This window comes from Luteibacter sp. SG786 (assembly GCF_011759605.1).
GTDB lineage: Bacteria > Pseudomonadota > Gammaproteobacteria > Xanthomonadales > Rhodanobacteraceae > Luteibacter.
On the sequence record NZ_JAAOYX010000001.1, the window covers coordinates 597,748 to 623,578 of the forward strand.

Genomic DNA, 25,831 nt, shown 5'->3' on the forward strand with positions numbered 1-25,831 from the left:
CAACGGCCGGGTTCGGCTCTTGCCGTTCCCGGCCATCCTGTCGCTGAACGGATACGCGAAAAGCGCCCTTGCGTCACGCGTTCTAGACGGTATGACGCGCGAGGATGCGGCCACCGGACCCAAGGCGGAGACTCGCAATGCTTTTTACCATCCTCATCATCGTCCTGATCATTGCCCTCATCGGCGGCCTGCCCACTTGGGGCTATTCGAGCGGCTGGGGCTACGGTCCGAGCGGCGGCATTGGCGTGATCCTCGCCATCGTGCTGATCTGCTGGCTGCTTGGCGTGTTTTGATGCGTGAACAGTGAACAGTGAACCGTAGGGCTGCCACTTACGGTTCACTGCTTCACGGTTTACTCTCCCAGCCATGCCACGACCCTTCCGTCCTGTACCCGATACAGAGAAACCCCATCCCGGCACCGCGCCGCCGCCGCTGGAGCATGAGCCCGTGGAGCGGCCCGGGCCTGACCCGGACACCGACGGCGAGCCTGTGGAGCCCTGATGTCCTCGCGTCGACCTCGCTGGCCCGGCGCCGTGCTTCCCCGCTCCTTCTTCCATCGCGACGCGCGCGTCGTCGCTCCCGAGCTTCTGAACAAAGTGCTGGCATGTGCCGATGGGCGGGCAGGGCGCATCGTGGAAGTGGAGGCGTATGTTGGAGCCATCGATCCGGCTGCGCATACGTTTCGCGGTAAGACCAAACGGAACGCGGTGATGTTCGGGCCGCCCGGCCATATGTATGTGTACTTCACCTATGGCATGCACTGGTGCTGCAACACCGTCTGTGGCGACGAGGGTGAAGGTTCGGGTGTGCTCATCCGGGCGCTCGAACCCCTCTCGGGCATCGAACGGATGCGCGAGGCGCGGCCCAAGGTCCGGCGCGATCGCGAACTGTGCAGCGGCCCGGCCCGCCTGACCCAGGCACTGGGCATCACGGGGGAGCAGAACGGCATCGACCTCGTGCGGGCGCGGGATGGTTATACCGTGCTCGACGACGGCACGCCGCCACCGGAAAACGTGCCCGGTTCGGCCCGCATCGGCATCCGCGAAGGGACCGACCTGCTCTGGCGATGGCTTGTCGCGGGCAATCCCCACGTGTCCCGGGCCTGACGAAGCACCGCGCCGGCCGCCAGCCGCTTGGATGGGCGTGGGAAGCGATATACCCTCCGCACATCCCCAGCCAGACAAGGAGCCGCCCATGAAGCGCGCCGTCGTCGCACTCGTCCTCGCCTCGTTCGCCGTCACCGCCGCCGCGGCCGACACGTATCGTTTCGGCTCCCAGGTCATCTCCACAGGCGACAGCGAAGGCCGCCTGCGCCAGGTGGCCGGTAAACCCGACCGCGAAACGCCCATCGAAACCCGCCGCGGCGGGCTCGAAGGCTATCGTCTGGAGTATTACCGCCGCGGCAAGTCGGTGCAGATCGAAGTGATCGACGGCAGGGTGGCTTCGATCACGCAGTTGGAGAACTGACGGACGCCTTGGCTGCCAGGCAAGAACGGAGCAGCTCGTCAGAATTCGTTCCACACCGCTTCTTCCAGGACCCGCTCTTGCCGGGGAGCGGCAGGCGGCGGCACCGGAGTGGGGCGCCGTACTTCGGAGGCGACGTCAGCCTCCATGCCCGTGATTCGGAAGAACGCGACTTGCCGCATCAGTTCTTCGGCCAGGTCCGACATCTGTTTGCTGGCCGCACTGGCTTCTTCGACGAGCGCGGCGTTCTGCTGGGTGACTTCGTCCAGGGCCGTTACGGCGTCGTTGACCTGCTCGATGCCGGCCGATTGCTGGAGCGATGCGGCGGCAATGTTGTTGACGATGCCACTCACCCGGGTGGCACTGCTGCCGATCTCGGCCAGGACCTGTCCGGTGCGCCCGACCAGGACGGAGCCGCCGTCCACGCGATCCGCCGCCTCGGCGATCAACCGCTTGATGTCGCGTGCCGCCGTGGCACTGCGCTGGGCCAGGGAGCGTACTTCCGAGGCAACGACAGCGAAGCCCCGTCCTTGTTCGCCCGCGCGGGCCGCTTCCACCGCCGCATTGAGTGCAAGCAGGTTCGTCTGGAACGCGATCTCGTCGATGAGGACCGCGATGTCGGCAACGTTACGGCTGGTACGGGTGATCTCGCTCATGGCAGCCACGGCCTCGTCCGCCACGCCCTTTCCGAGCAGTGCCTCGTCCTGGAGCGTCGACGTGAGAGCACGCGCGGTAGCGGCTCCCTCCGAGTTCTCGCGCACGGTCGCGGTCATTTCCTCCATCGACGCCGCCGTCTCTTCCAGAGAAGAGGCCTGTTCCTGCGTTCGACTGGATAGATCGTCCGTACCGGCCGACACGTCGCGAGCGGCGTAGGCGACCTGCTGGGCATTGCTGCGCACCTGGCTCACGATGCTGGTCAACTGTTCGTCCATGGCCGTCAGGGCACGCAGCGTGTGGCTCAGTTCGTCGCTGCCGGTCACCTCGAGCCTGTGATTCAGTTCGCCCTGACTGATACGGTGGGCCAGATCCCGCGCGCGCAGCAGCGGACGCATGACGGCTCGCGCGAGCGCCCAGCCCAAGGCGATCACGAAAAGTCCGGCGACCAGCAACACGGCAAGAGTGACCCAGACAGTGCGCCGCTCACGGACACCTGCCTCGTCGAATCCTGCCTTGGCCTGTCCCTTGTTCAGCGACACAAGCGCGGCGATTTGCCCGGCGGCCTGTTCCAGGACGGGAGCGACATGCTGAATGTGATAGGCGACGCCGTCCTTGTCGCCGTGACCGAGCTTCTCAAGCAGCAATCCGATCTGCTCTTCCGCCGCGCCACGCGAGGCAATGAACGCTTTTGCCTGAGCACGCTCGTCTTCGCTCGTGACAAGGGCGGGGTAATATGCTCCCCAGTCCTTGTCCAGCCTGTCATGCGCTGCCGCGACCCGCTGCTTGGCGCTCGCCACCGACTCCGGGGTGCCGACGATCATCGCCCGGTTCACGGCGTTACGTTGTTCCGCAAGGTCGTCGCGTACGTCCGTGACATGGACGATGGGCATCAGGTTTGTGTTGTACATCGCCTCCAAGCCGGCCTGGGTCCGATTGAGGGCAGCCAGCCCGGTGACACCTATGACGATGGCGGCAAGAAGGGCCGCAGCCATGGTGATCACGATTCGCCATTTGATGGTCATGCTTTTGCCTGCACTGAGTGTGTAAGTGCTAACGGCAGGCAGACCGTGGTCTTTAGGTGAAAATGCCTCGTAAGTGGCTGATGCGGCGCCCGAATCTTTACATTGCTTAGGTGCCGCTTACGTCCGGGTTGCGGCCACGTAAGCTCCCCCGAAGCCGACGCGTCTAAGTGTCCATCGGTCCGTTCCTGGACGCGGCCCCCTCGACGCTCCCATGGAAGTCACACGGCCTGGCGCGAGCAGGATGAATCCGAATGGCTGCCTGCAACGTATCAGGAAGGCGGGCTGATATACCAAACGGCGGCCCTCTCCTTTAGGCGTCACGAATGGAAACTTTGCGTATGATCGGCTTGGTCACAACTGTTTCCGGGGTGGTGCCTTTCGGGGCGAGGCGATCCGTGACTCATGCGATCAACAATACCCCGCTCGACGCACACTACTGGTCGGCGCAGATGTCGGCCGTCTCGGCGCAGCGCGACCGCGCCAGTTTCATGCGCATCTACGACCATTTCGCGCCACTCCTGAAGCGTTACCTGCGCAACCTTGGCGTGCCCGAGCCGGAGGCGGACGAGCTGGTTCAGGAAGCACTGCTGACATTGTGGCGAAAGGCGGGCATGTTCGATCCGACACGCGCCAGCCTGTCCACGTGGCTGTTCCGCGTGGCGCGCAATCTTTACATCGACCACGTGCGACGAGAGCCGCACTGGTTGCCGGTCCAGGAAGGCCTGGACCGCCTCGATCACGCCGAATCGGCACGAATCGACTCAGAGCCGGAGTCGTCCCTCGATCAGGACTTCCTTCTGCAGGCGATCGATCGTCTTCCGGCCATACAGGCGAAGCTGGTCCGCATGTGTTATCTCGAAAGCAAAAGCCACAGCGAGATCTCCTCTGAACTGGACATGCCGCTGGGTTCGGTGAAGTCATCGTTGCGGCGCGCTTTTGCGAAATTGCAGCGCAGCATGAGGGCTCCGTGATGAAGCCGACGCATCACCTGGACGACGCGACCGTGATCAGCTACTCCTCTGGAGCGTTGCCCGCGGCACTCGCCGTGGTCGCCTCCGCGCATCTGGAGCGCTGCGCCACATGTCGCGACAGGCTGCTCGACGCCGACCGGATCGGCGGCGTGCTGATGCAGCAGCAGCGCGTCGAACCCCCGACGGAAGAGGCACGGTCCGCCATGCTGGCCCGGCTCGACATCGAGCCAGCCATCGCGCCGGAGCCACCGGCTGGAGACATGGGGGAGGATCACGACCCCGACCGACTCCCACATGCGCTGCACCCCTGGTTCGGCCATTCCATGCGTGCGTTGCGCTGGCGCCGCGTGGCCCCGGGCGTGCAGCGCATCCGTGCCACCGGCATTGGCGGTGGCGACCTGATGCTGCTGCGCATCGCACCGGGAAGCAAGTTACCGCTGCACAGTCACGGTGGCAGCGAGCTGACCATGATTCTCGATGGCGCCTACGATGACATGCTCGGTCATTTCGGCCCGGGCGACGTGGCTGATCTAGACGGCGAGATCCTTCATCAGCCGGTGACGTCGCCGGGCGTGCCGTGCATCTGCGTGGCGGCCACGGACGCGCCGCTCAAGTTCTCCGGCTGGGTTGCCCGCACGCTGCAACCTCTGTTCGGATTCTGAGCCGCCAGCGGCACAGTTTTATTAGCCAGCTGCCGCGCGCCGAAGGGGAGGGCTGGTAGGCACACAAGGTCGGGTGCATCCAATCGCCGCCGCCACGCGTATCTGTCATGAGCGCACAGGAATCGCGATGGACACTGCTCCGAAAACCCCAAGCCCCATGCCGTCGCTACGGCGGTTGCGCCAGTGGTTCGACGCCGGCGCGGTCGCGCTGCCGGCGGACGATCCGCGTGCCGACCGCGTCGACTGGCTGCGAGCGGCTCCTTTTCTGGCGATGCACCTCGCCTGTGCCGGTGTCATCTGGGTGGGTGCGTCGCCCGTTGCCCTGATCGTCGCGGCGCTGCTTTACGCGGTTCGGATGTTCGCCATCACCGGGTTCTACCATCGTTATTTTTCGCATCGCACGTTCCAGACGTCGCGAGGCGTGCAGTTCGCGTTCGCCTTGATAGGCGCCTCCTGCGTGCAGCGCGGGCCGCTTTGGTGGGCGGCGCATCACCGCCACCACCATCGGCACGCCGATACCGCGCTCGATCCCCATTCGCCTGGCGTGCACGGCTTCGTGTGGAGCCATGTGGCTTGGTTCCTTACGCCGCGAAACTTCCGCACCGATCTGTCTCGCGTGCCCGACCTGGCGAAATATCCGGAGCTGCGTTGGCTGGACCGATTCGACATCGCCGTTCCCGTCGGGCTGGCCGTGGGTCTCTACGCGCTCGGCGTCCTGCTCCATCGCGTCGCTCCGCAGCTCGGGACCAGCGGGGGGCAGATGCTCGTCTGGGGGTTTTTCATTTCCACGGTTGTGCTTTTCCACGCCACCGTGACGATCAACTCCCTGGCGCATCGCTTCGGCAAGCGTCGCTTCGAAACGAGGGACGACAGCCGCAATAACCTTTGGCTGGCGCTGCTGACCTTTGGCGAGGGTTGGCACAACAACCATCACTTTTTTCCCGGATCCTGCCGCCAGGGCTTCCGCTGGTGGGAAGTGGATCTCACGTGGTACGGCCTGAAGTTGATGTCGGCCCTTGGGTTGGTGCGCGGACTCAAGCCGGTACCGGCCTGGGTTCTGGCCAGGGCGGGGAGCTGAATCATGCGTATCGCCGTGGTGGGATCGGGCATCGCCGGGCTGGCCTCGGCATGGTTGCTGTCGCGCAGGCACGACGTGACGCTGTTCGAGGCCGGCAGCTATCTCGGTGGTCATACGCATACGCATGACGTTGAGCAGAACGGCCGCCGTTACCGGGTCGACAGCGGCTTCATCGTGCATAACCCGGATCATTATCCGTTGTTGACACGCATGTTTGCCGAGCTGGGCGTGGCGTCGCAGCCGACCACGATGAGTTTCTCGGTGCATAGCGAGGCCAGTGGTCTGGAATACAACGCAAGCACGCTGGACTCGCTATTCTGCCAACGGCGGAATCTGCTCTCGCCGCGCTTCCTGGGAATGGTTCGTGACCTGATGCGGTTCTACCGCGAGGCACCGGCGCTTCTGTCGCAACAGGACGACACGGTCACGCTGGGTGCCTACCTGGAGCAGGATCGGTACGGCACGGCGTTTCGCGATGAGCATCTGATTCCGATGGCGTCCGCGCTGTGGTCATCGCCGGCGACGCAGATTCTCCAGTTCCCGGCACGCTACCTCGTGCAGTTCATGGCCAACCACCAGATGCTGCAGGTCAGCGGGCGCCCGCCATGGCGCGTTGTGCAGGGTGGATCTTCGACCTACGTGGCGGCGCTGCGGGCGCGCTGGTCTGTTCACGAACGACTGAACTGCCGGGTGTTCTCGGTCCGTCGCGACCACGGCCGCGTTTGCATTCAGAGCGCCGCCGGCGACGAGCATTTCGACCAGGTGGTGCTGGCCTGCCACAGCGACCAGGCGCTGCGCGTGCTGTCCGACGCGAGCGAGCTTGAGCAATCGATCCTGGGCGCGATGACCTATCAGGCGAACGACACGGTGCTGCATACCGACACCCGCGTTTTGCCTCGTCGGCGCAAGGCTTGGGCGGCGTGGAATGCCTGGGTGCCGCGCGATGCCGGAGCCGCCTGCAAGGTGAGCTATTGCATGAACCTTCTGCAGGGGATCGACTCGACGGAACCGTTCATCGTCACGCTGAACCGAAGCGAGGCCATAGCGCCTGACAAGGTACTGGCACGCATGCGCTACCACCACCCGGTATACACGCGTGCCTCGGTACATGCGCAGTCGCGCAAAGCTGAGATCCAGGGCAAAAGTGGTACCTGGTTTGCCGGCGCTTACTGGGGCTGGGGATTCCACGAGGACGGTATGCGCAGCGCGGTCGAGGTGGCGGCTGCGTTGGGCGTCCGCTGGCCGTCCGGCACGACGGCCGGCGCCGTGAGGGAAGCACACGGGCTGGAGGCGGCGGCGTGACAGCGAAGCCCGCCAGTATGAAGCTCCCATGGGCGAGCGCCCTTTATGAGGGCGTCGTGCGACATCGTCGCCATGCGCCGCATCCGCACGCTTTCACCTATCGCATGGCGCAGCTCTATCTGGATCTCGACGAGGTCGAGCACGTCTTCCGCGGACGCTGGTTGTGGTCGGCCACGCACGCCAACGTGGCACAGTTCCGTCGCAGCGATTACCTCGGCCCCGATGATCTGCCACTGGCCGAGGCCGTGCGCCGTCGCGTCGAACAGGCCACCGGTCGGCGACCGATGGGGCCGATTCGTCTGCTGACTCACCTGCGCTACTTCGGGTTGGTCTTCAATCCGGTCAGCTTTTACTACTGCTTCGCCGAGGATGGCCAGACCCTGGTCGCGGTGCTGGCCGAGATTACGAATACCCCCTGGAAGGAACGCCACGCGTATGTACTGCCGGTCGACGGCGCCATCGATCGGGATGGCGCACTGCACTGGCATTTTTCCAAGACGTTTCACGTCTCGCCTTTCATGGCAATGGACTGCGAGTACGACTGGCGGCTCAACATGCCGGACGAGCACTTGCGGGTGCACATGAATGTGCTGCGCGAAGGACGCCGAGAGTTCGATGCCACATTGAGCCTCGAACGGCGCGCACTCTCCCGCGGATCGCTGGCGCGCGTGCTCTGGCGCTACCCCTTGATGACCGCGCAGGTGGTCGGGGCGATCCACTGGCAGGCGCTTCGGCTCTGGGTGAAACGGAATCCGGTCCACGATCACCCCGCGCTGCATGCGCGTGGTCCCGAATGACATTGCTTTCCCGAGGTTTGCCATGAACGAGATTGCCACGCCCGTTGCGCAGGAAGCCGCCCCGTTCGGCGCCCTTGACCGCTTCCTGCGCCGGCAGTTGCTCGGCCGCATGCGCGGGCTGCGCCATGGCCGTCTCGTGCTTCACGACGCCTGCGGTTCGGTGGAGTTTGGCGACCCCGCGGGTGTCCAAACCGATCTGCAGATCCGTCTTCAAGTGAAGGACCCCGCCTTCTATCGCGCCGTTGCCCGTCGTGGCAGCGTCGGTGCTGGCGAGTCCTATATGGACGGGCAATGGAGTTGCGACAACCTGGTGGGCCTGATTCAGCTGCTTGTCCGCAATCGCGATCTCCTCGACGGCATGGAAGGCGGGCTGGCGCAACTGGGCGCCGTGGCCCTGCGCGCCTGGCATGCGCTTCGCCGCAACACGCGCAACGGCAGTCGGCGCAATATCTCTGCGCACTACGATCTGGGCAACGATTTCTTCGCCTTGTTCCTCTCGCAGGATCTGATGTACAGCTCGGCTATCTGGGACGATCCCGCCGATACGCTGGACACGGCCTCGGCACGCAAGCTCGAACAGATCTGCCGCAAGCTCGACCTGAAGCCCACCGATCGGGTGATCGAAATTGGCACCGGCTGGGGCGGCTTCGCGCTGTATGCCGCCAGGCACTATGGATGCCATGTCACCACGACGACGATCTCTCGCGAGCAGTTTGCGTTTGCCAGTAAGCGCGTCGCGGAGGCGGGCGTGGAGGCGCATGTCCAATTGTTGCTCCAGGACTATCGGGACCTCGAGGGCCAGTACGACAAGCTCGTCTCGATCGAGATGGTGGAGGCGATCGGTGCGCAGTATCTGGATACCTATTTCGAGAAGCTCGGTCACTTGCTCAAGCCCGATGGGCTGGCGCTGGTGCAGGCGATCACGATCGAGGACCACCGCTACGAGCAGGCCCTGACGTCGGTCGACTTCATCAAGCGCCACGTGTTCCCCGGCAGCTTCATTCCGTCGATCAGTGCGTTGATGGCGGCGAAGACCCGTGCCAGCGACCTGGCGCTGATCCGGATGGAGGACTTCGGCGGTTCTTACGCACTCACCCTGAAGGCATGGCGAGAGCGCTTCATGGCGAAGCTGACGCAGGTTCGGTCGCAAGGGTTCGACGAAAGGTTCATCCGCCTCTGGGAGTTCTATCTGTCCTATTGCGAAGGCGGGTTCCGGGAGCGCTCGATCGGCGTGGCCCATCTGCTGTTGGCCAAGCACGGCCACCGTCCGGCCGCGCGCGACCTCGGATAAGGGGCGTTCCCATGAGCATCGGGTGGCAATGTCTGATTCTGTGGCTGTCGGCGGCGACGGTCATGACCCTCGGTTGGCAGTGGCAGCGCAGTCGCTCCAATGCCGGTATCGTCGACGTGCTCTGGGCAGCAGGCGTAGGTGCCGGCGCCGTGTTCATGGCGCTCTCCGGCAGCGGTGCGCCGGTGACCCGGGCAGTGCTGGCGATCCTCGGCGGCGCGTGGGGTATGCGCCTGGCCCGCCATCTGTGGAAGCGCGTGCGTGGTGAACCGGAGGACGGTCGCTACAAGCACCTCCGTACGCACTGGAATGGCGTGCAATGGAAGTTCTTCGCCTTCTTCCAGTTCCAGGCGTTGCTGATCGTGCTCTTCGCGCTGCCTTTCGCCGCGGTGGCAGGGAACCCGCAGACGTCCCTCCCATGGCTGGCGGCAGGTGCTGCCGTCTGGGTGCTCAGTGTGGTCGGCGAGTCGGTAGCCGATGGGCAGCTGGCACGTTTTCGCGCGGACCCGGCGAACAAGGGGCGTACCTGCCGTCGGGGCCTGTGGCGGTACTCACGCCACCCGAACTATTTTTTCGAGTGGCTGCACTGGTTCGCCTACGTCTTCCTTGCGGTCGGCTCGCCTTTCTTCTGGCTGGCGTGGTCCGGCCCGTTGGTGATGTATGTCTTCCTGCGCTGGATCAGTGGGGTGCCGTACACCGAAGCGCAGGCGTTGCGCAGTCGTGGCGACGAGTACCGCGACTACCAGCGCAGCACACCGATGCTGATTCCCTGGTTTCCCAAGAGGTCGGAACAATGAACGTCGCCAACCCCGCTTCCCACGAACAGCCGAACGAGCGACCGGCCACCGGCCTGCTCGGCATGGCCGAACGCGGCCATCTTCCGGATGCCCTCCTGCGCCAGGGGATTCGACGTCTCTGCGCGCAACGGCTGCGCGACGAGCGGTCAGGCGGGGTGGACGGGCAGGCGGCTCGCTATGCCGAGCGGATCTCGATGTTGCGGAACAGTCCGCTGGCGATCCATACCGACGAGGCCAATGCGCAGCATTACGAGTTGCCGCCCGCATTCTTCGAGCTTTGTCTGGGCAAGCGCCTGAAATACTCGGGGTGCTATTACCCGCACGGCGACGAAACGCTGGATGAGGCGGAGGAGGCCATGCTTGATCTGTACGGCGAGCGCGCCGAGCTCGCGGATGGCCAGTCCATCCTGGAACTGGGTTGCGGCTGGGGTTCCCTGACGTTGTGGATGGCACAGCGCTATCCCCATGCCCGGATCACGGCGGTGTCCAACTCGAGTTCGCAACGTGAACACATCGAAGGGCAGTGTCGCGCGCGGGGTCTGGCGAATGTGCGGGTCGTCACCTGCGACGTGAATACCCTGGAGCTCGATCCCGCCCAGTTCGACCGCTGCGTGTCCGTCGAGATGTTCGAGCACATGCGCAACTACGACACGCTCATGAAACGCATCGCCTTATGGCTGCGGCCTGGCGGAAAACTGTTCGTGCACATCTTTGCGCACAGGACCCTGATGTACCCGTTCGAGACCCAGGGCGACGACAACTGGATGGGCCGCCACTTCTTCACCGGTGGCTTGATGCCGGCATCGGACACGCTGCTGTGGTTCCAGTCTGCCTTGCACATCGAGCAGCGTTGGCATGTCGACGGTACGCATTACCAACGCACCGCCAACCATTGGCTCGCGAATCAGGACGCCCGGCGCGAGCAGGTCATGCATGTGCTGAGCCAGGCCTACGGTGCGAAGTCGGCATCGCTGTGGTTTCAGCGCTGGCGCATGTTCTGGATGTCGTGCGCCGAGTTGTTCGGATACGCCGACGGCCAGGAGTGGCTGGTTGCGCATTACCGCTTCGTGCGGCCCTGAGTCCATTCCCACCCCATAGGAATCCGCCATGAAACTGCCCCAGGCCCTGCTGCTGGCGTGCGCCGTGATGATCAACACCAGTGCGTGCGCGACCAAATTGCCGCCGATCGACCCGGTGGCCCACGTCGACCTGCATCGTTACATGGGTAGCTGGTACGTGATCGCCGCCATTCCCACGCGTTTCGAGAAAGACGCATACGATGCCGTCGAAACCTACACGCTGAAGCCTAATGGCGAGGTCGCGACCTTGTTCCATTTCCGCAAGGGCAGCTTCGATGGCAAGTTGAAAGAGTTCCGCACCACCGGGATCGTGAAGCCGGGCACCGATAACGCGGTGTGGGGAGTGCGGGTGTTCTGGCCCCTGAAAGCACAATATGTCGTTGCCTACCTCAAGGACGACTACAGCCAGGTGATCGTGGCCCGGGACGCGCGCGATTACGTCTGGGTGATGGCGCGTACGCCAACGATTTCCGAGGCGGACTATGCCGCACTGCTGGGCAAGGTGAAGGCCCTGGGCTATCCGATGGACAAGATCCGCAAGGTGCCGCAGAGGCCGCGTGGGACCGATCTCGGAACGGGCGCCCGGTGAGAGGGGTGGCCGAAAACAAAAAAACCAGCAATCGCTTGCTGGTTTTTCCGAATTTGGCGCCCGAAGTTGGACTCGAACCAACGACCCCCTGATTAACAGTCAAGTGCTCTAACCGGCTGAGCTATTCGGGCGGGGAGCCACGTATTTTGTGGAACTGGCAGGGGGCTGTCAAGCGTCGTTAACGCCGCCGCAGGGAGGCCGCGGCGCACACGGCTGCTTCGTCCGGCCGAACGGGGTCCCTATGGACCAGGCCGGCATTGCCGACGACCACGGCACGGGCCGTGGCGGGACGCGACGCCACGCAGAGCACGATGCGCTGGTTCGTGCCGTACGCCGCGCCGTGGCGGGTGAAATGGAACTCATGCCGTCCGGGCGACCGGATGACACGCAGATTTCCCGGCAGGGGTTGCGCCGACACGAGGATGCTCCCCGTTTTACCCTCGTCGAACTCGCGAGCCGTCCAGCCCGCGGCCCAATCGGCCGCCGGAGCGCATTCGAGACCGCCGCGGCCGGGGCACACGCGGACGCCGGTATCCCGCCACAGTGCGGCCGACCGGGCGTGGCGCAGGGTGTCGAGCAGGTGGTCCGTGGCCGCTCCGAGGCGATAGCGGGCAATGGCCTCGTTCATGGCGGGCAGAGCGAGTGCCGCGGCGGTCGCGGCAATCGCCAGCACCGCCATGAGTTCCGTGAAGGTGAAGCCGGGCGAAGGGCGTGAACGCATGGGCCAAGAGGGCAGCGACAGGGCCACCAACCATGTCTGGGACGAATACGATCGGCCTGTCGGTGCCCTACATCACAGCACGTAGGCGCCAGCGCTTTAAACTCGACCTCCGAACCAGCATATCGTCAGCCATGACCGATCGCTTCCAGCTCGTTTCCCCGTACAAGCCCTCCGGCGACCAGCCCGAGGCCATCACCCGCCTCGCCGAGGGCTTCGAGGCCGGCCTGGCCGCGCAGACCCTGCTCGGCGTGACCGGCTCCGGCAAGACCTTCACGATCGCGAACGTGATCGAGAAGATCCAGAAGCCCACCATCGTCCTGGCGCCGAACAAGACCCTCGCGGCGCAGCTCTATGGCGAGTTCAAGGAATTCTTCCCGCACAACGCGGTGGAGTACTTCGTCAGCTACTACGACTATTACCAGCCGGAAGCCTACGTGGTTGCCTCGGATACCTTCATCGAAAAGGATTCGAGCATCAACGACCACATCGAGCAGATGCGGCTGGCCGCCACGAAGGCGCTGCTGTCCCGGCGCGACTCGCTGATCGTCGCCACGGTCTCGGCCATCTATGGCCTGGGCGATCCTGAGGACTACATGAGCCTTCGCCTCATCCTCTCGCGAGGCGAGCATATCGAGCAGCGCGCGCTGATCCGCCAGCTCACCGAATTGCAGTACGTGCGCAACGAGATGGAACTGCGGCGCGGTACCTATCGCGTGCGCGGTGAAGTGATCGATGTGTTCCCCGCCGAGTCGGAGTCCGAGGCGCTTCGCATCGAGCTGTTCGACGGCGACGTGGAGAACCTGTCGCTGTTCGATCCGCTCACCGGCGAGGTGCTGCGCAAGGTGCCGCGCTACACCGTGTATCCGAAGACGCATTACGCGAGCACGCGCCAGAGCGTGTTGAACGCGATGGAGACGATCAAGATCGAGCTGTCCGAACGCCTGGAGCAGCTGTACCGCGACAACAAGCTGGTGGAGGCGCAGCGTCTGGAGCAGCGCACCCGCTTCGATCTGGAAATGATGGCCGAAGTGGGCTTCTGCCAGGGTATCGAGAACTACTCGCGCCACATGACCCGCCGCGGCCCGGGCGAACCGCCGCCGACACTGTTCGACTACCTACCACCGGACGCCCTGATGGTGGTGGACGAATCGCACGTGACCGTTCCGCAGCTGGGTGCCATGTACAAGGGCGACCGCTCGCGCAAGGAAACGCTGGTGGAATTCGGTTTCCGTCTGCCCTCCGCGATGGACAATCGGCCCCTGCGCTTCGAGGAATGGGAGCGCCGCGCGCCGCGCGCCATCTACGTGTCCGCCACCCCGGCGAAGTACGAGCTGGAGCGCTCGGACGACAACGTGGTGGAACTCGTCGTGCGTCCCACGGGGCTCATCGATCCCGAGGTGGAAGTGCGCCCGGTGCGCACCCAGGTGGACGACCTGCTTGGCGAGATACACAAGCGTGTGGCCATGGGCGACCGCGTGCTGGTTACGACGCTGACGAAGCGCATGGCGGAAAACCTCACCGATTACCTCTCCGAGCACGACGTGAAGGTGCGCTACCTGCACGCCGACATCGACACGGTCGAGCGCACGGAGATCATTCGCGACCTGCGCCTGGGTGAGTTCGACGTGCTGGTGGGCATCAACCTCCTGCGCGAAGGCCTCGACATGCCCGAGGTGTCGCTCGTGGCGGTGCTCGACGCCGACAAGGAAGGCTTCCTGCGTTCCACCCGGTCGCTCATCCAGACGATCGGCCGTGCGGCCCGCAACGTGCGCGGCAAGGCCATTCTTTACGCCGACGAGATCACGGGCTCGATGAAAGAAGCCATGGACGAGACGGCCCGCCGCCGCGAGAAGCAGGTGGAGTACAACGCGGCGCACGGCATCACCCCGAAGACAGTGGTCCGCCGCATCGCCGACATCATGGAAGGCGCACGCGCCGACGTGGGTTCGCGGGGTGGCAAGGGCAGGAAGGGCAAGGAGACGAAGAAGGTTGCCGAGGAGGCCACGGACTACGGCGCGCTGAGTCCGGAGCAGGTTGGCTCGACGATCAAGAAACTCGAGGCCCGCATGTACAAGCATGCCCAGAACCTGGAGTTCGAGGAGGCCGGCAAGCTCCGCGACGAAATCCACCGCCTGCGCGAAAGGGCCCTGCGCTGAGGCAGTCGCCCCTGCGAAGGCAGGGGCCCAGCGACTCGGGCCCACCCGTCGCTCCTGCGGAGGCAGGGGCCCAGTGACTCAAGCTTCCGGCGGTCGCCAGCCATCTGCGCCCCCTTGCGCCCCCCGCCGACGCCCGCTAAACTGCGCAGCTCTTCGGGCGGTTAGCTCAGCGGTAGAGCACTACCTTGACATGGTAGGGGTCACAAGTTCGATCCTTGTACCGCCCACCACTTTCCTTTTAAGGGAGTGGCACGAAGACCGCAAAAAAGGAGCCCCGGGCTCCTTTTTTTGTGCCCGTCGCACCGTGGGCTAAACTCGGCGTTTCCCTGACGGAGCGCTGCCGGTGGCCTACCTTGTGACCAAGTCCCTGCACATCGTGTTCGTCATCGCCTGGATGGCCACGGTGTTCTACCTGCCCCGCATCCTGGTGAATATCGTCGAAGCGGGTGCCGAGCCGGCGGTGAAGGCGCGCCTTGAACTCATGGGGCGACGCCTCTACAAGTTCGGCCACAACATGTTCGGCCTCGCTTTCATCTTCGGCCTCGTGCTGTGGCTCTACTTCCACGTGACCGGTGGCTGGCTGCACGCCAAGATCGCGCTGGTGGTCCTCATGCTCGCTTATTTCATCTGGACCGGGCGCCTGCTGAAGCGGAGCATCGCCGGCGGCGCGCTGCCCCGGGCGAAGACCCTGCGCATCCTCAACGAGCTGCCGGTTCTGGTGCTGATTGCCATCGTGTTCCTGGTCATCGCAAAGCCGTTCTGAATTCTCACCGCGTCGTCGCGTGGCCGAAAATGGGTCAATGCAACTACAACCATTGAAATACTTGTAGTCCCTCGCACGCAGGAATAACTTCCTATCGTCCCAGCCATCGATGTTTCGACCAGGCATTCGCCATAGCCGGTTTAGGATCAACCGGCGCTCATTCGAATGGAGGCAATATGAGCAATTCAGGGCGTTGGTCTCGTAGATCTGCGGGAGATCTGGATCTCACTTTTGGCGATTCTGGGCTGGTTCGGGTCATGGACCCCGAAGGCACCGCCCTCGTTGTCTCAGGTATTGCCATCGACCTGGAGGGCAGGATCATTGGGTATGGAATGTCTCCGCCTACGGGCCACTCGTTTGTTTTCAGGCTGCTTTTCAATGGGGAGCCTGACGACACGTTTGGGGATGGGGGCCTATGTCAGCTCCCAACCATATCCGACGAGGGTTCGGATTTTCCGGCCGCCGGCGTTTTCATTTCCAGCAGTGGGATCATCGTAGTGGGAAATGCCCTCGTGGACGAAGGAGGTAGTGGGCTGCGCTACTACATGCCAGCGGCTACTCGCATCCTGGCCAACGGATCGCTAGATCTGGATTTTGGCGGGAGTGGCAACGGCGTGGCGATTTATCTCTTACCAATTGGAGCTATCCGACCTCCTTATGGAGGGTGGCCTCCTGCCACTGGCCGGAATCTGGCCTTCAATCACCCCTCCGGAGGTGCGTACTTTGCCACTGATATCTGGGATTCTCGAAAGATATCCCGACACTCAAGCTACTTGATCAAAATCGATGACAGCGGAAGTCTCGACGCGAACTTTGGAGACGGCGGATATGTTGAGATAGCAACGCAAGGGATAAACATATTAGGACTCGAAGTCGACAGGGAGAGCCAGATACTCGCCTCGGGTCATAGTGGAGCTCAGATAGGTGTTGTAGATCGATTCCTTCCTCGCGGTGGGAAGGACGGCGCATTTATCGGCTGGATCCTTGCCGGCAATTCAAAGGCTAATTGTAAGCAGATCAAACGCCTGTACGACGACAAGTACCTCGCGCTGGTTCAGTTGGCTTTCTTTATTGCGGATAGTAAGACCGAGTCGGCACTCATGAGGTTTGACTACTGGGGAAGGCCGGACCCAGAATTCAATGGAGGGCAACTCCTCAAATCAGAGCTTCTTCCCCAAGTGTGTACCACATTGGCGGTCGACGCTGGCAGCCGATCCGTGGTTGCCGGGTCCCGAATCCTTGAACAGGTACCCCCCGCCCTGGTAATCGCGAGGCTTCTACCCAACGGGATCTTCGACGAAGCGTTCGGAGAACAGGGACGGGTTGTAAACGAAGATTACTTCGGGTGCCCGGCTGCCGTGATTCAGGGTGATGTAAACATCGTTTTCGTCGCCGAGGATTTCTCAGGCAGCGTAATCGGCCGTCTCGTGGGATAAGGCGAAATCTAACCCAGGGAGGCACGGATCGGCGATGATTTGACCCCGCCCTTCCATCCTGGAGCCATCGGTTGAGCGACGTGGACACCATCGTGCCGGGCCTGATGGTCCTGCACGGCAACCGCCTCGAAGAACTGCGCGACGTGCTGGTCGGCTGGCTGGCGCGCACGCCTTTGCGTCCGCTGGAAGACGAGCGCGTGCTCGTGCAGTCCAACGGCATTGCGCAGTGGTTCCGCATGGCGCTCGCCCGGGGGCGCGACGAGGGCGGGTTGGGCATCGCCGCGGCAGTGGATGTGGAGTTGCCGGGCCGTTTTCTCTGGGAAGCCTATCGCGCGGTGCTGGGGCGCGACGCGGTGCCGCAGGAATCGCCCTTCGACAAGTCGCGGCTGGTGTGGCGCCTGATGCGGCTGCTGCCTGCCGTTTCGCATGAGCCCGGGTTCGAGCCCCTGGCGGCGTTCCTCGGCGACGGGTCCGATGCGCGCAAGCGCCACCAACTGGCCGAGCGCCTTGCCGATCTGTACGACCAGTACCAGGTCTATCGCGCCGACTGGCTCGACGACTGGGCGGCATCGCGCAACGTGATGCGCGACGCGCGCGGTGGCGCGCCGGCCCTCTCCGAGGCCGATCTCTGGCAGGCCGAGTTGTGGCGGCGCCTCCTGGCTGATGTGGGCGACGAGGATGCCCATGGCCACCGGGCGGCTGTGCACGAGCGCTTCCTCGCCGCCGTGGCCGGTGCCACCGAGCGTCCGAAGGCGCTTCCCAGGCGCATCGTGGTTTTCGGCATGTCCTCGTTGCCGCGGCAGACGCTGGAAGCCCTTTCCGCGCTCGGCCGCTGGGCGCAGGTGCTGCTGGTGGTGATGAATCCGTGCCGGCACTACTGGGCGGACATCGTCGACGATCGCGAACTGCTGCGTGCCGAGCGTCGGCGCCAGCAGGCCAAGCCCGGCATGCCCGCGCTGCCCTCGGAAGAGGACATGCACATGTACGCCCATCCGCTGCTGGCGGCGTGGGGCAAGCAGGGCCGCGACTACATCCGCCTGCTCGACGAATTCGACAACCCGGACACTTACCGCGAGCGCTTCACCGCGTGGGATCAGCGTATCGACCTGTTCGCGGAGCCGCGCACCGATACGCTGCTTGGGCAGGTGCAAGGGGCCATCCTCGATCTGGAGCCGCTCTCCGCGACGCCACACGAGTTGAAAGAGGGCGATACGTCCATCGCCTTCCATGTCACCCACGGCCCGCAGCGCGAAGTGGAAGTACTGCACGACCAGTTGCTGGCGCGCTTCGAAGAGTCCTCGCGCAAGGGTGATCCTATCCTTCCCCGCGACGTCATCGTGATGGTGCCTGACATCGAAACCTACGGGCCACACATCGATGCCGTGTTCGGCCGTGTGCCGCGCGACGACGCACGCTTCATTCCATACAGCATCGCCGACCGCACGGCGCGTGGCACGGCACCGATGGTCATGGCGCTGGACATGCTGCTGGCACTGCCCGAGTCGCGTTTCGGTGTGGGCGACATGGCCGACCTGCTCGACGTGCCGGCCGTGCGCGAACGCTTCGGCCTGGGCGAAGACGATCTTCCGCTCCTGCATCGCTGGATCGAAGGCGCCGGCGTGCGCTGGGGACTGGATGCGGCGCAGCGCGCTTCGCTCGGCCTGCCCGCCCTGGAACAGAACACCTGGATCTTCGGCCTGCGGCGCATGTTGCTCGGGTACGCCGCGGGGCAGGGCGAGGCCTGGGGCGATATCGAGCCTTATGGCGAAGTGGGCGGTCTGGATGCGCGTCTGGTCGGGCCATTGGCCGACCTGCTGGACGCGCTCGGCACGCACTGGCGTCGACTGGCGGAACCTGCGTCGCCTGGGCCGTGGGGCGAGCGCTTGCGCGCGCTCCTGCGCGACCTGTTCGCGCCGTCGAGCCCGGACGACCGCATGCTCCAGGAGCGTCTGCTGGATGCGCTGGAAACGTGGGATGGTGCCTGTGCCGAGGCCGCGTTCGCCGAGCCGCTGCCGGTGGAGGTTGTGCGCGAAGCCTGGCTGGCGCCGTTCGACGAGGGCGGCCTTTCGAAGCGATTCCTCGCCGGTGCGGTGAGCTTCGGCACGCTGATGCCGATGCGCGCGATCCCGTTCCGCCTCGTCTGCCTGCTCGGCATGAACGACGGCGACTACCCTCGTGCGCGGCCGCCGATGGACTTCGACTTGATGGCGCGATCGGGTGCGTGGCGTCCGGGCGATCGCTCGCGCCGCGAGGACGATCGCTACCTGTTCCTGGAGGCGCTTCTCTCGGCGCGCGACGCCTTGCATGTGGGTTGGGTAGGGCGGAGCGCGCGCGACAACGCGGAACTCGCGCCGTCGGTACTGGTGGGCCAGCTGCGCGACTATCTTGCCGCCGGGTGGCGGACCGAAGGCGGCGACGACGTGCTGCCAACCCTCACGGTGACCCACCCGCTGCAGCCGTTCAGCCGGGCGTATTTCCAGGAAGGCGATCCGCGCCTCTTCACCTATGCGGGCGAGTGGCGGGTGGCGCACGACGCGCGCGACGAGCACAGTGACGCGGTCCTCGATCCGCTGCTCGTCGAGGGGCCGGTACCCATCGCCACATTCCGCCGTTTCCTGCGTCATCCCGTGCGCGAGTTCTTCAATACCCGGCTTGGTGTGCGCTTCGATGCGGCGGAGGCGGCGAGCGAAGACAACGAGCCCTTCTCCCTGGGTGGTCTCGACCGCTACGGAATGACCGACACGCTGCTGCGGGCGGCGTTGCGTGAAGAGGGCGACGATCCCGTGCAGGCCATCGAAAGGGCAAGCGCAAGGCTGCAACGCAGCGGTGCGCTCCCCATGGGCGGCTTCGCAGGCATGGCGAGGCGCACACTGGAAGAGGGTGCAATAGCCGTGCATGCGCGGTACGCGGCCGAGCGCGCGCGCTGGCCGGTGGATGCGGGCAAACGCGAATTGGCCGTCTCTATCGATGGCCTGGTCATCGAGGACTGGCTGGCCGGCTTGCGCATGGATGGCGGCGGGCGCCTGGTGTCGTTGCGTGCGTCGCCCACCGCCGTCATCGACAAGGAAGGGCGCCCCGCGGCACATCGTCTGGTCGAGGCATGGGTCGAGCATCTCGTCGCGCAGGCTGCGGGGATCGCCGTGGAAACGCGCTATGTCGGCCCGGACAGCACCATCGTCATGTCCCCGCTGGACAGTGAAGCTGCACGCGGTTTCCTGCTCCGCGTGGTGCGGATGTGGCGCGAGGGCATGCGTCGTCCGTTACCCGTCGCCGTGCGCACGGCGCTTGCGTGGCTCGGAGCAGACGAGGACAAGGCCGAAACGGCCGCGCGTGTCGCCTATGGCCCCGCGGCGCCCGGTACGCGCGTTCCGGGCGAGGTCGACCAGGATGCATACCTGCGTCGTGCCTTCCCGCAGTTCGGAGCCCTGCTGGCAAGCAGCTTCGTGGATTGGCTGCCCGCCTACGCGGATTTCCTCGGCGCGCTGCGCGTGGAGGCGGCATGAGCGCCGCCGTCGTACCGCTGCAGCCGGTATCCATGCCGTTGCACGGCGTGCGCCTCATCGAAGCGAGCGCAGGCACCGGCAAGACCTGGACTATCGCCGCGCTCTACGTGCGCGCCGTGCTTGGCCACGGTTTGCCACAGCCGTTGCTGCCGCCACAGTTGCTCGTGGTCACGTTTACCGAAGCGGCAACGCAGGAGCTGCGCGAGCGCATCCGCGCGCGGCTTGTCGAGGCCTCCACGGCCTTCCGCAACTCGGCATCCGTGGAACCGTTCCTCGCGGAGCTGATCGCGGCCTACCCGGCGGACGCGCATGCGAACTGCGCGCGGCGGCTTGAACTGGCGGCACAGTGGATGGACGAAGCCGCCATCTTCACCATCCATGGCTGGAGCCAGCGCATGCTCACGCAGCATGCCTTCGGCAGCGGCCATGCCTTCGCGCTCACGCTGGAGCCCGACGAAAGCGAGCTGCTGGCCGATTGCGTGCGCGATTACTGGCGCCAGGCTTTCTATCCCTTGTCGCCGCGCCAGGCGGAAGCCGTCCTCCAGGAATGGCGTTCGCCCGACGATCTGCTGCGCTCGCTCAAGCCGCTCTTTCACGGCGGCGACGTGACCCTGCGCGTCGACGGGCAGATCCTCGACGCCGTCACCGATCCGCAGGCATTGCTTGCGGCACGCGAAGCATGGGAAGCGCAGAACGAGCGCCTGCTGGCGGAGGCCGCCTCGGCGTGGCGCGCCGATGTCGACCGCATCGAAGCGCTGCTGACGGATGCCTCCGCGTCCAAGGTACTCAACAACAACCGATATCGCCCCGACCGCATGTCGGGTTACCTCGCGCCCTTGCGCCGCTGGGCGTTCGGTGGCGAAGCGAGCGAAGAAGAACTCCAGCGCTTCACGGCCACACGCCTGGGCGATGCCACCGGCAAGGGCAAGGCGCGTCCCGAACATCCGGCCTTTGCCGCCCTGGATGCCTGGCAAGCGGGAACCGAAGGCAAGGTGGAAATCCGCCATGCGTTGCTGGTCGATGCGCTGGCCCGCGTGCGCGAGCGCTTCGCCATGCTGAAGCACAGGCGCGCGCAGATCGGTTTCGACGACCTGCTGCGACGCCTGGATGCCGCACTGGGCGGCCCCGCAGGCGACGTGCTGGCTGAAACCATCCGCAGGCAGTTCCCGCTGGCGCTGATCGACGAGTTCCAGGACACCGACCCTGTCCAGTACCGCATTTTCAGTCGCGTCTATGCCGGCGGGGCCGATGTGGGATTGCTGTTGATCGGCGATCCGAAGCAGGCGATCTACGCCTTCCGCGGTGCCGATATCCACACCTATCTTTCGGCGCGGGCGCAGGCAAGTGCCCCGCATTACAGCCTCGACACCAACTTCCGCTCCACGCAGGCCATGGTGGAGGCAGTGAATGCGGTATTCCTGCACGGGGAGCGGCACCCCCACGGCGCGTTCCATTTTCCGCAGCGTGGCCTGCCGTTCGTGCCCGTCGAGGCCAAGGGGCGGGCGGAGCGCTTCGTGGCCGGTGGCGCGGACCAGCCCGCCTTGCGCCTCTGGCTGCTCGACGACGAGGCGCCTGTCGGCGTGCGGCACTATCGCGAGCAGATGGCGGATGCCTGCGCCAGCGAGATCGTGCGATTGCTGGAGGGCGCCGCGCGCGGGGATACCGGGTTCGCGGAGGAACCGCACAGCGTCGTTCCTCTGAAGCCTGCCGATATCGCCGTGCTGGTGCGCAGCCGCGCCGAAGCGGCGCAGGTGCGTGCGTCACTGGCTGCACGGCACGTGCGCAGCGTTTTCCTTTCCGACCGCGATTCCGTGCTGGAGAGCGTCGAGGCCGGTGACGTGCTGGCATGGCTTCGTGCGGTGGCCTCGCCTGCATCCGATGTCGCGATGCGCGCCGCGCTTGCCACGCGCACGCTCGATCTCGGGTATGCGGAGCTGGAACGGTTGAATACCGACGAAACCCATTGGGAGCGGCGTGGCGAGCTGTTCGTCGCCCTGCGCCAGGTATGGCAACAGGCCGGCGTGCTCGCGATGCTGCATTCCCTGCTGCATCGCTTCGACCTGCCGGCGCGTCTGCTGGGCCGCACCGGGGGCGAGCGAGCGCTCACCAATGTGCTCCACCTCGCCGAACTGTTGCAGCACGCCGCGTCCACCCTCGACGGCGAGCAGGCGCTCATCCGCCATCTCGCCGAACGCATCGCGGACACCGCCGGCCACCACGGCGACGACCAGCTCGTGCGGCTGGAAAGCGATGACGACGTCGTCAAGGTCGTGACCATCCACAAGTCCAAGGGTCTCGAATATCCGCTGGTGTTCCTGCCCTTCGTGTGTGCCAGCGGCGGCACCCATCCCGGGCAGGCCACCTATCGTTACCACGACGGCACGGGTAGCCAGCTGGAGCTGGTGAGCAAGTCGAAAGGTGGCGAGGCGTCCGAGCGCGCCAAGGAAGCGGCCGACCTGGCCGAACTCCAGGAAGACCTGCGCCTGCTCTACGTGGCCATGACTCGCGCCCGGCATGCCTGCTATGTCGGCGTGGCGCCGGTGTGCCACAACAACTCGCGCACCCCGCAGGTGCACCGCAGCGCGTTCGGCCACCTGCTGGGCGGCGGCAAGGAGATCGGCAACGGTGCGATCGCGGGCCTGCTTCGCGAACTCGCGAACGATGTTCCGTCGATTCGCGTGGAGTACATGCCCACGCCGGACGAGCATCGTTACGTCCCGGCCGGGCGGGAAGAGGCGCCGCGGGCGGCACGCGAACCGTCCATTGGTCGCGCCGAGCCATGGCGCATCGCCAGCTACAGCGGTCTGCGCTATGCGGAAGACATCGCAGCGCCGGAGACGGCAACCGACGACGTCATCGTCGAGTATGCGACCGAGCCCGTCGACCCAGCGCCGGCTGTCACGGGCATCCACGCCTTCGAGCGTGGCGCCGAAGCCGGCACGTTCCTGCACGATCTACTCGAATGGATCGCCGGGGAAGGGTTCGCCGCCATCGCTTCCGATCGCGACCGCCTGCGCGACACGGTGGCGCGCCGATGCGAGCGGCGGGGCTGGTCCCGCTACATCGACCTGCTGACCGATTGGCTGATCATGCTGCTGCGCACGCCGATGCCCTTGCCGGAAGGAAGTGCCGTCGCGCTCGCGGACCTCGACGAACCCACACGTTATCGCGCGGAACTGGAATTTCTCTTCGAATCCCGCAAGGTGGACACGCTGGCGCTGGATCGCATCGTGCGCCAACACACGCTGGGTTCCGAGGCGAGGCCACACCTCGCGGCGGATACGATCAACGGCATGCTCAAGGGCTTCATCGACCTGATCGTCGAGTATGACGGACGCTGGTATGTCGTCGACTACAAGTCGAACTGGCTCGGCGCGGACGAACGCGCGTACACCGCGGCCGCCATGCGGCGATCGATCCTCGAGGCGCGTTACGAGCTTCAGTACGCGTTGTATCTCCTGGCGCTGCACCGGCAATTGCGCAGCCGGCTCGGCGATGCCTACGACTACGACACCCATGTAGGCGGCGCGGTTTACCTCTACCTGCGCGGTGTGGACGGCCGTGGCCACGGCGTGCACGTGGAGCGGCCGCCAAAAGCGATGATCGACGCCATGGACGCCCTGTTCGAAGGAGCGGCCGCATGATCGCCGACAGTGCCGTCTGGCTCGACCAGGCCCTCGCCGATGGCCGCATCGCGGCGGTCGATCGCGCTTTCGCCCGTTTCCTGCGCGAACTGGACCCGGTGGTCGATCCGCGCGTGCAGGTCGCTGCCGCATTGCTGAGCCATGAGCTGGGCGAAGGGCATATCTGCATGCCGCTGGAGACCTTGCGCGAGCGGGAGCCGGACCTCGGCGATCCGATCGCCTTCCTTTCCGCGTCGAAGGTGGTAGCGGACCCTTCGGGCGACCCCGCCGCGCCGCTTGTCATGGAGCACGGCATGCTCTACATGCGCCGCTTCTGGCGCGATGAGGCCCGCGTAGCGCAAGCCATCCAGGAGCGCATGGGCGTTCGCGAAGCCGACGCAGGCCTCGGCGCGGAACTCGCCCGCCTTTTCCCCGCGGACGCGTTGCGCCCGGATTGGCAGAAGATCGCGTGCGCCCTCGCGGCGCGCTCCGGCTTCGCCGTCATCACGGGCGGGCCCGGTACCGGCAAGACGACCACGGTCGTGCGCCTGCTCGGTCTCTTGCAAACACTGGCGTTGCGCGACGGCGGCAGTCGCCTGCGTATCCGCCTCGCTGCGCCAACGGGTAAGGCCGCTGCGCGCCTCAACGCGTCCATCGCGGGGCAGGTGGCCCAGTTGCAGGTGGATCCATCGGTGAAGCAGGCCATCCCCGCGGAGGTGACCACGCTCCATCGCTTGCTCGGCTCACGCCCGGACTCGCGCGCCTTCCGGCACAACGCGGAGAATCCGCTCCACCTCGACGTGCTCGTGATCGACGAAGCGTCGATGATCGATCTGGAATTGATGGCCGCGACGCTCGACGCGCTGCCACCCGATGCGCGCCTCGTGTTGCTGGGCGACAAGGACCAGCTGTCGTCGGTGGAAGCGGGCGCGGTGCTCGGCGATCTCTGCGCCCGCGCCGACGCCGGTCACTACGATCCGTCCACCCGCGATTGGGTGCATGCGGTTTGCGGCGAGGACGTCACGCCATGGACGAACGGCGACGATGCCGCAGCACTGGACCAGCACGTGGCGATGCTGCGCTTCAGTCGCCGTTTCGGCAGCGATAGCGGCATCGGCGCGCTTGCCGCTGCGATCAACGAGGGCGATGCCGCCCGAGCGCGTTCGGCGTTCGACACGTTCGACGACGTGGTGCTCGGCACGCCGACGCCGGCGGCGATCGCCACGCTCGCCATCGAGGGTCGTGACGACGCACCGGGATATCGGCGCTATCTCGACTGGATCGAACGCGAGCGTCCACCGGTCGGCGCCGACGACACAGCGATCGCGGCGTGGGGCCGTGGCGCCCTGCGCGCCTACGCGGGTTTTCAGCTCCTCTGCGCCACGCGCTTTGGCGACCACGGCGTGCTGGCGCAGAACACCCGCATCGCACAAGGACTGCTCGATCGGGGTCTTATCGAGGCGACGGGCGGCTGGTACGAAGGCCGTCCTGTCATGCTCACGCGTAACGACTACGCCCTGGGCCTCATGAACGGCGACGTGGGCGTGACCCTGTGGGTGCCGGACGGGCAGGGTGGCATGGCGCTGCGCGTCGCCTTCGCCGTGATGGACGAGCATGGCGGCGAACGCATCCGCTTCGTCGTGCCGAGCCGTCTTGCGGCCGTGGAAACGGTGTACGCGATGACCGTGCACAAGTCGCAAGGCTCCGAGTTCGAGCACACGGCGTTGGCGCTTCCGCCGGAGCCGTCGCCGGTGCTCACGCGCGAACTGGTCTACACGGGCGTGACGCGCGCGCGGCGGTGGTTCACGCTGTTGGCCGGCACCGACATCCTGGGTTACTCAGTGCAGCGGAAGACCCAACGCGCCTCCGGCCTGCTGCGCCGGTTGCTGTGACGGCTAGAAGGATTGTGGGAGCCGGCTTCGC

General features: G+C 65.3%; 20 protein-coding genes and 2 tRNA genes. 19 read left to right on the forward strand and 3 right to left on the reverse strand.

The annotated features are described in order from the left end of the window. Positions 1 to 137 precede the first annotated feature (137 nt). The 3 genes from FHS47_RS02575 (at position 138) to FHS47_RS02585 (ending at position 1,467) form a co-directional block, all read left to right on the forward strand. The gene (locus FHS47_RS02575) at positions 138 to 293 is read left to right on the forward strand and encodes a DUF3309 family protein (protein ID WP_167022543.1); all 156 of its coding nucleotides are present in this window, start codon (positions 138 to 140) and stop codon (positions 291 to 293) included. 207 nt (positions 294 to 500) lie between these two features. Then, positions 501 to 1,106: a DNA-3-methyladenine glycosylase gene (locus FHS47_RS02580; protein WP_167022546.1), complete on the forward strand. Its 606-nt coding sequence runs from the start codon at positions 501 to 503 to the stop codon at positions 1,104 to 1,106. Between the two features lie 88 nt (positions 1,107 to 1,194). After that, positions 1,195 to 1,467, forward strand: coding sequence for a DUF2845 domain-containing protein (locus tag FHS47_RS02585; protein ID WP_167022552.1), 273 nt, complete (start codon positions 1,195 to 1,197; stop codon positions 1,465 to 1,467). A gap of 38 nt (positions 1,468 to 1,505) precedes the next feature. On the opposite strand, the gene FHS47_RS02590 is transcribed toward FHS47_RS02585, so the two are convergent. Then, complete coding sequence (locus FHS47_RS02590) at positions 1,506 to 3,143, reverse strand: methyl-accepting chemotaxis protein (RefSeq protein WP_167022555.1); 1,638 nt, start codon at positions 3,141 to 3,143, stop codon at positions 1,506 to 1,508. A gap of 395 nt (positions 3,144 to 3,538) precedes the next feature. Between FHS47_RS02590 and FHS47_RS02595 the strand changes: the two genes are divergently transcribed. The 9 genes from FHS47_RS02595 to FHS47_RS02635 all read left to right on the forward strand — a co-directional run bounded on the left by FHS47_RS02595 (position 3,539) and on the right by FHS47_RS02635 (position 11,706). Further along, positions 3,539 to 4,114, forward strand: a complete 576-nt coding sequence (locus tag FHS47_RS02595; RefSeq protein ID WP_208381754.1) for a sigma-70 family RNA polymerase sigma factor — start codon at positions 3,539 to 3,541, stop codon at positions 4,112 to 4,114. Then, positions 4,114 to 4,776, forward strand: coding sequence for a ChrR family anti-sigma-E factor (locus FHS47_RS02600; RefSeq protein ID WP_167022561.1), 663 nt, complete (start codon positions 4,114 to 4,116; stop codon positions 4,774 to 4,776). Before FHS47_RS02595 ends, FHS47_RS02600 begins: the two co-directional genes overlap by 1 nt. A 127-nt stretch (positions 4,777 to 4,903) precedes the next feature. After that, positions 4,904 to 5,854, forward strand: a complete 951-nt coding sequence (locus tag FHS47_RS02605; RefSeq protein WP_167022564.1) for a fatty acid desaturase — start codon at positions 4,904 to 4,906, stop codon at positions 5,852 to 5,854. Positions 5,855 to 5,857: 3 nt separating this feature from the next. After that, positions 5,858 to 7,156 (forward strand): FAD-dependent oxidoreductase, encoded by a 1,299-nt coding sequence (locus FHS47_RS02610; protein ID WP_167022567.1) that lies wholly within the window; start codon positions 5,858 to 5,860, stop codon positions 7,154 to 7,156. A 17-nt stretch (positions 7,157 to 7,173) separates the two neighbouring features. Next, on the forward strand, positions 7,174 to 7,953 hold the full coding sequence (locus tag FHS47_RS02615; protein WP_167022570.1) for a DUF1365 domain-containing protein: 780 nt from the start codon (positions 7,174 to 7,176) through the stop codon (positions 7,951 to 7,953). A 22-nt stretch (positions 7,954 to 7,975) separates the two neighbouring features. After that, a complete protein-coding gene (locus tag FHS47_RS02620) occupies positions 7,976 to 9,244 on the forward strand; it encodes a cyclopropane-fatty-acyl-phospholipid synthase family protein (RefSeq protein ID WP_167022573.1) in 1,269 nt (422 codons plus the stop codon). A gap of 11 nt (positions 9,245 to 9,255) precedes the next feature. Then, positions 9,256 to 10,038 (forward strand): DUF1295 domain-containing protein, encoded by a 783-nt coding sequence (locus tag FHS47_RS02625; protein ID WP_167022576.1) that lies wholly within the window; start codon positions 9,256 to 9,258, stop codon positions 10,036 to 10,038. 62 nt (positions 10,039 to 10,100) lie between these two features. Further along, entirely contained in the window at positions 10,101 to 11,117 is a 1,017-nt protein-coding gene (locus FHS47_RS02630; RefSeq protein WP_247741321.1) for a cyclopropane-fatty-acyl-phospholipid synthase family protein, read from the forward strand. A 28-nt stretch (positions 11,118 to 11,145) separates the two neighbouring features. After that, on the forward strand, positions 11,146 to 11,706 hold the full coding sequence (locus FHS47_RS02635; protein WP_167022582.1) for a lipocalin family protein: 561 nt from the start codon (positions 11,146 to 11,148) through the stop codon (positions 11,704 to 11,706). Positions 11,707 to 11,760: 54 nt separating this feature from the next. On the opposite strand, the gene FHS47_RS02640 is transcribed toward FHS47_RS02635, so the two are convergent. Then, positions 11,761 to 11,837, reverse strand: a tRNA-Asn gene (locus FHS47_RS02640). A gap of 47 nt (positions 11,838 to 11,884) precedes the next feature. Next, positions 11,885 to 12,427 (reverse strand): GspH/FimT family pseudopilin, encoded by a 543-nt coding sequence (locus FHS47_RS02645; protein ID WP_167027572.1) that lies wholly within the window; start codon positions 12,425 to 12,427, stop codon positions 11,885 to 11,887. A 131-nt stretch (positions 12,428 to 12,558) separates the two neighbouring features. Here FHS47_RS02645 and uvrB point away from each other — a divergent pair, with 131 nt between their 5' ends. The 7 genes from uvrB (at position 12,559) to recD (ending at position 25,800) form a co-directional block, all read left to right on the forward strand. Continuing rightward, on the forward strand, positions 12,559 to 14,583 hold the full coding sequence (gene uvrB / locus FHS47_RS02650; protein WP_167022585.1) for an excinuclease ABC subunit UvrB: 2,025 nt from the start codon (positions 12,559 to 12,561) through the stop codon (positions 14,581 to 14,583). 155 nt (positions 14,584 to 14,738) lie between these two features. Continuing rightward, positions 14,739 to 14,813: transfer RNA gene (locus FHS47_RS02655), tRNA-Val, on the forward strand. Between the two features lie 113 nt (positions 14,814 to 14,926). Further along, positions 14,927 to 15,346 (forward strand): CopD family protein, encoded by a 420-nt coding sequence (locus FHS47_RS02660; protein WP_167022588.1) that lies wholly within the window; start codon positions 14,927 to 14,929, stop codon positions 15,344 to 15,346. Between the two features lie 257 nt (positions 15,347 to 15,603). Beyond that, a complete protein-coding gene (locus tag FHS47_RS02665) occupies positions 15,604 to 16,782 on the forward strand; it encodes a hypothetical protein (RefSeq protein ID WP_167022591.1) in 1,179 nt (392 codons plus the stop codon). A gap of 80 nt (positions 16,783 to 16,862) precedes the next feature. Then, on the forward strand, positions 16,863 to 20,285 hold the full coding sequence (gene recC / locus FHS47_RS02670; RefSeq protein ID WP_343203519.1) for an exodeoxyribonuclease V subunit gamma: 3,423 nt from the start codon (positions 16,863 to 16,865) through the stop codon (positions 20,283 to 20,285). After that, entirely contained in the window at positions 20,282 to 23,929 is a 3,648-nt protein-coding gene (gene recB, locus FHS47_RS02675) for an exodeoxyribonuclease V subunit beta (protein ID WP_167022597.1), read from the forward strand. The genes recC and recB overlap by 4 nt, the downstream gene beginning before the upstream one ends. Beyond that, the gene (recD, locus tag FHS47_RS02680; RefSeq protein WP_167022600.1) at positions 23,926 to 25,800 is read left to right on the forward strand and encodes an exodeoxyribonuclease V subunit alpha; all 1,875 of its coding nucleotides are present in this window, start codon (positions 23,926 to 23,928) and stop codon (positions 25,798 to 25,800) included. Before recB ends, recD begins: the two co-directional genes overlap by 4 nt. Positions 25,801 to 25,831 lie beyond the last annotated feature (31 nt).

Excerpts from the sequence above, each read along its gene's own strand:
- FHS47_RS02580 (WP_167022546.1), top strand. The coding sequence starts at position 501 with ATGTCCTCGCGTCGACCTCGCTGGCCCGGCGCCGTGCTTCCCCGCTCC.
- FHS47_RS02615 (WP_167022570.1), top strand. The coding sequence starts at position 7,174 with ATGAAGCTCCCATGGGCGAGCGCCCTTTATGAGGGCGTCGTGCGACAT.
- FHS47_RS02610 (WP_167022567.1), top strand. The coding sequence starts at position 5,858 with ATGCGTATCGCCGTGGTGGGATCGGGCATCGCCGGGCTGGCCTCGGCA.
- FHS47_RS02665 (WP_167022591.1), top strand. The coding sequence starts at position 15,604 with ATGGACCCCGAAGGCACCGCCCTCGTTGTCTCAGGTATTGCCATCGAC.
- FHS47_RS02590 (WP_167022555.1), bottom strand. The coding sequence starts at position 3,143 with ATGACCATCAAATGGCGAATCGTGATCACCATGGCTGCGGCCCTTCTT.
- FHS47_RS02630 (WP_247741321.1), top strand. The coding sequence starts at position 10,101 with ATGGCCGAACGCGGCCATCTTCCGGATGCCCTCCTGCGCCAGGGGATT.
- FHS47_RS02620 (WP_167022573.1), top strand. The coding sequence starts at position 7,976 with ATGAACGAGATTGCCACGCCCGTTGCGCAGGAAGCCGCCCCGTTCGGC.
- FHS47_RS02600 (WP_167022561.1), top strand. The coding sequence starts at position 4,114 with ATGAAGCCGACGCATCACCTGGACGACGCGACCGTGATCAGCTACTCC.
- FHS47_RS02575 (WP_167022543.1), top strand. The coding sequence starts at position 138 with ATGCTTTTTACCATCCTCATCATCGTCCTGATCATTGCCCTCATCGGC.
- recB (WP_167022597.1), top strand. The coding sequence starts at position 20,282 with ATGAGCGCCGCCGTCGTACCGCTGCAGCCGGTATCCATGCCGTTGCAC.
- FHS47_RS02645 (WP_167027572.1), bottom strand. The coding sequence starts at position 12,427 with ATGCGTTCACGCCCTTCGCCCGGCTTCACCTTCACGGAACTCATGGCG.
- recD (WP_167022600.1), top strand. The coding sequence starts at position 23,926 with ATGATCGCCGACAGTGCCGTCTGGCTCGACCAGGCCCTCGCCGATGGC.
- FHS47_RS02585 (WP_167022552.1), top strand. The coding sequence starts at position 1,195 with ATGAAGCGCGCCGTCGTCGCACTCGTCCTCGCCTCGTTCGCCGTCACC.
- FHS47_RS02625 (WP_167022576.1), top strand. The coding sequence starts at position 9,256 with ATGAGCATCGGGTGGCAATGTCTGATTCTGTGGCTGTCGGCGGCGACG.
- FHS47_RS02635 (WP_167022582.1), top strand. The coding sequence starts at position 11,146 with ATGAAACTGCCCCAGGCCCTGCTGCTGGCGTGCGCCGTGATGATCAAC.
- uvrB (WP_167022585.1), top strand. The coding sequence starts at position 12,559 with ATGACCGATCGCTTCCAGCTCGTTTCCCCGTACAAGCCCTCCGGCGAC.
- FHS47_RS02605 (WP_167022564.1), top strand. The coding sequence starts at position 4,904 with ATGGACACTGCTCCGAAAACCCCAAGCCCCATGCCGTCGCTACGGCGG.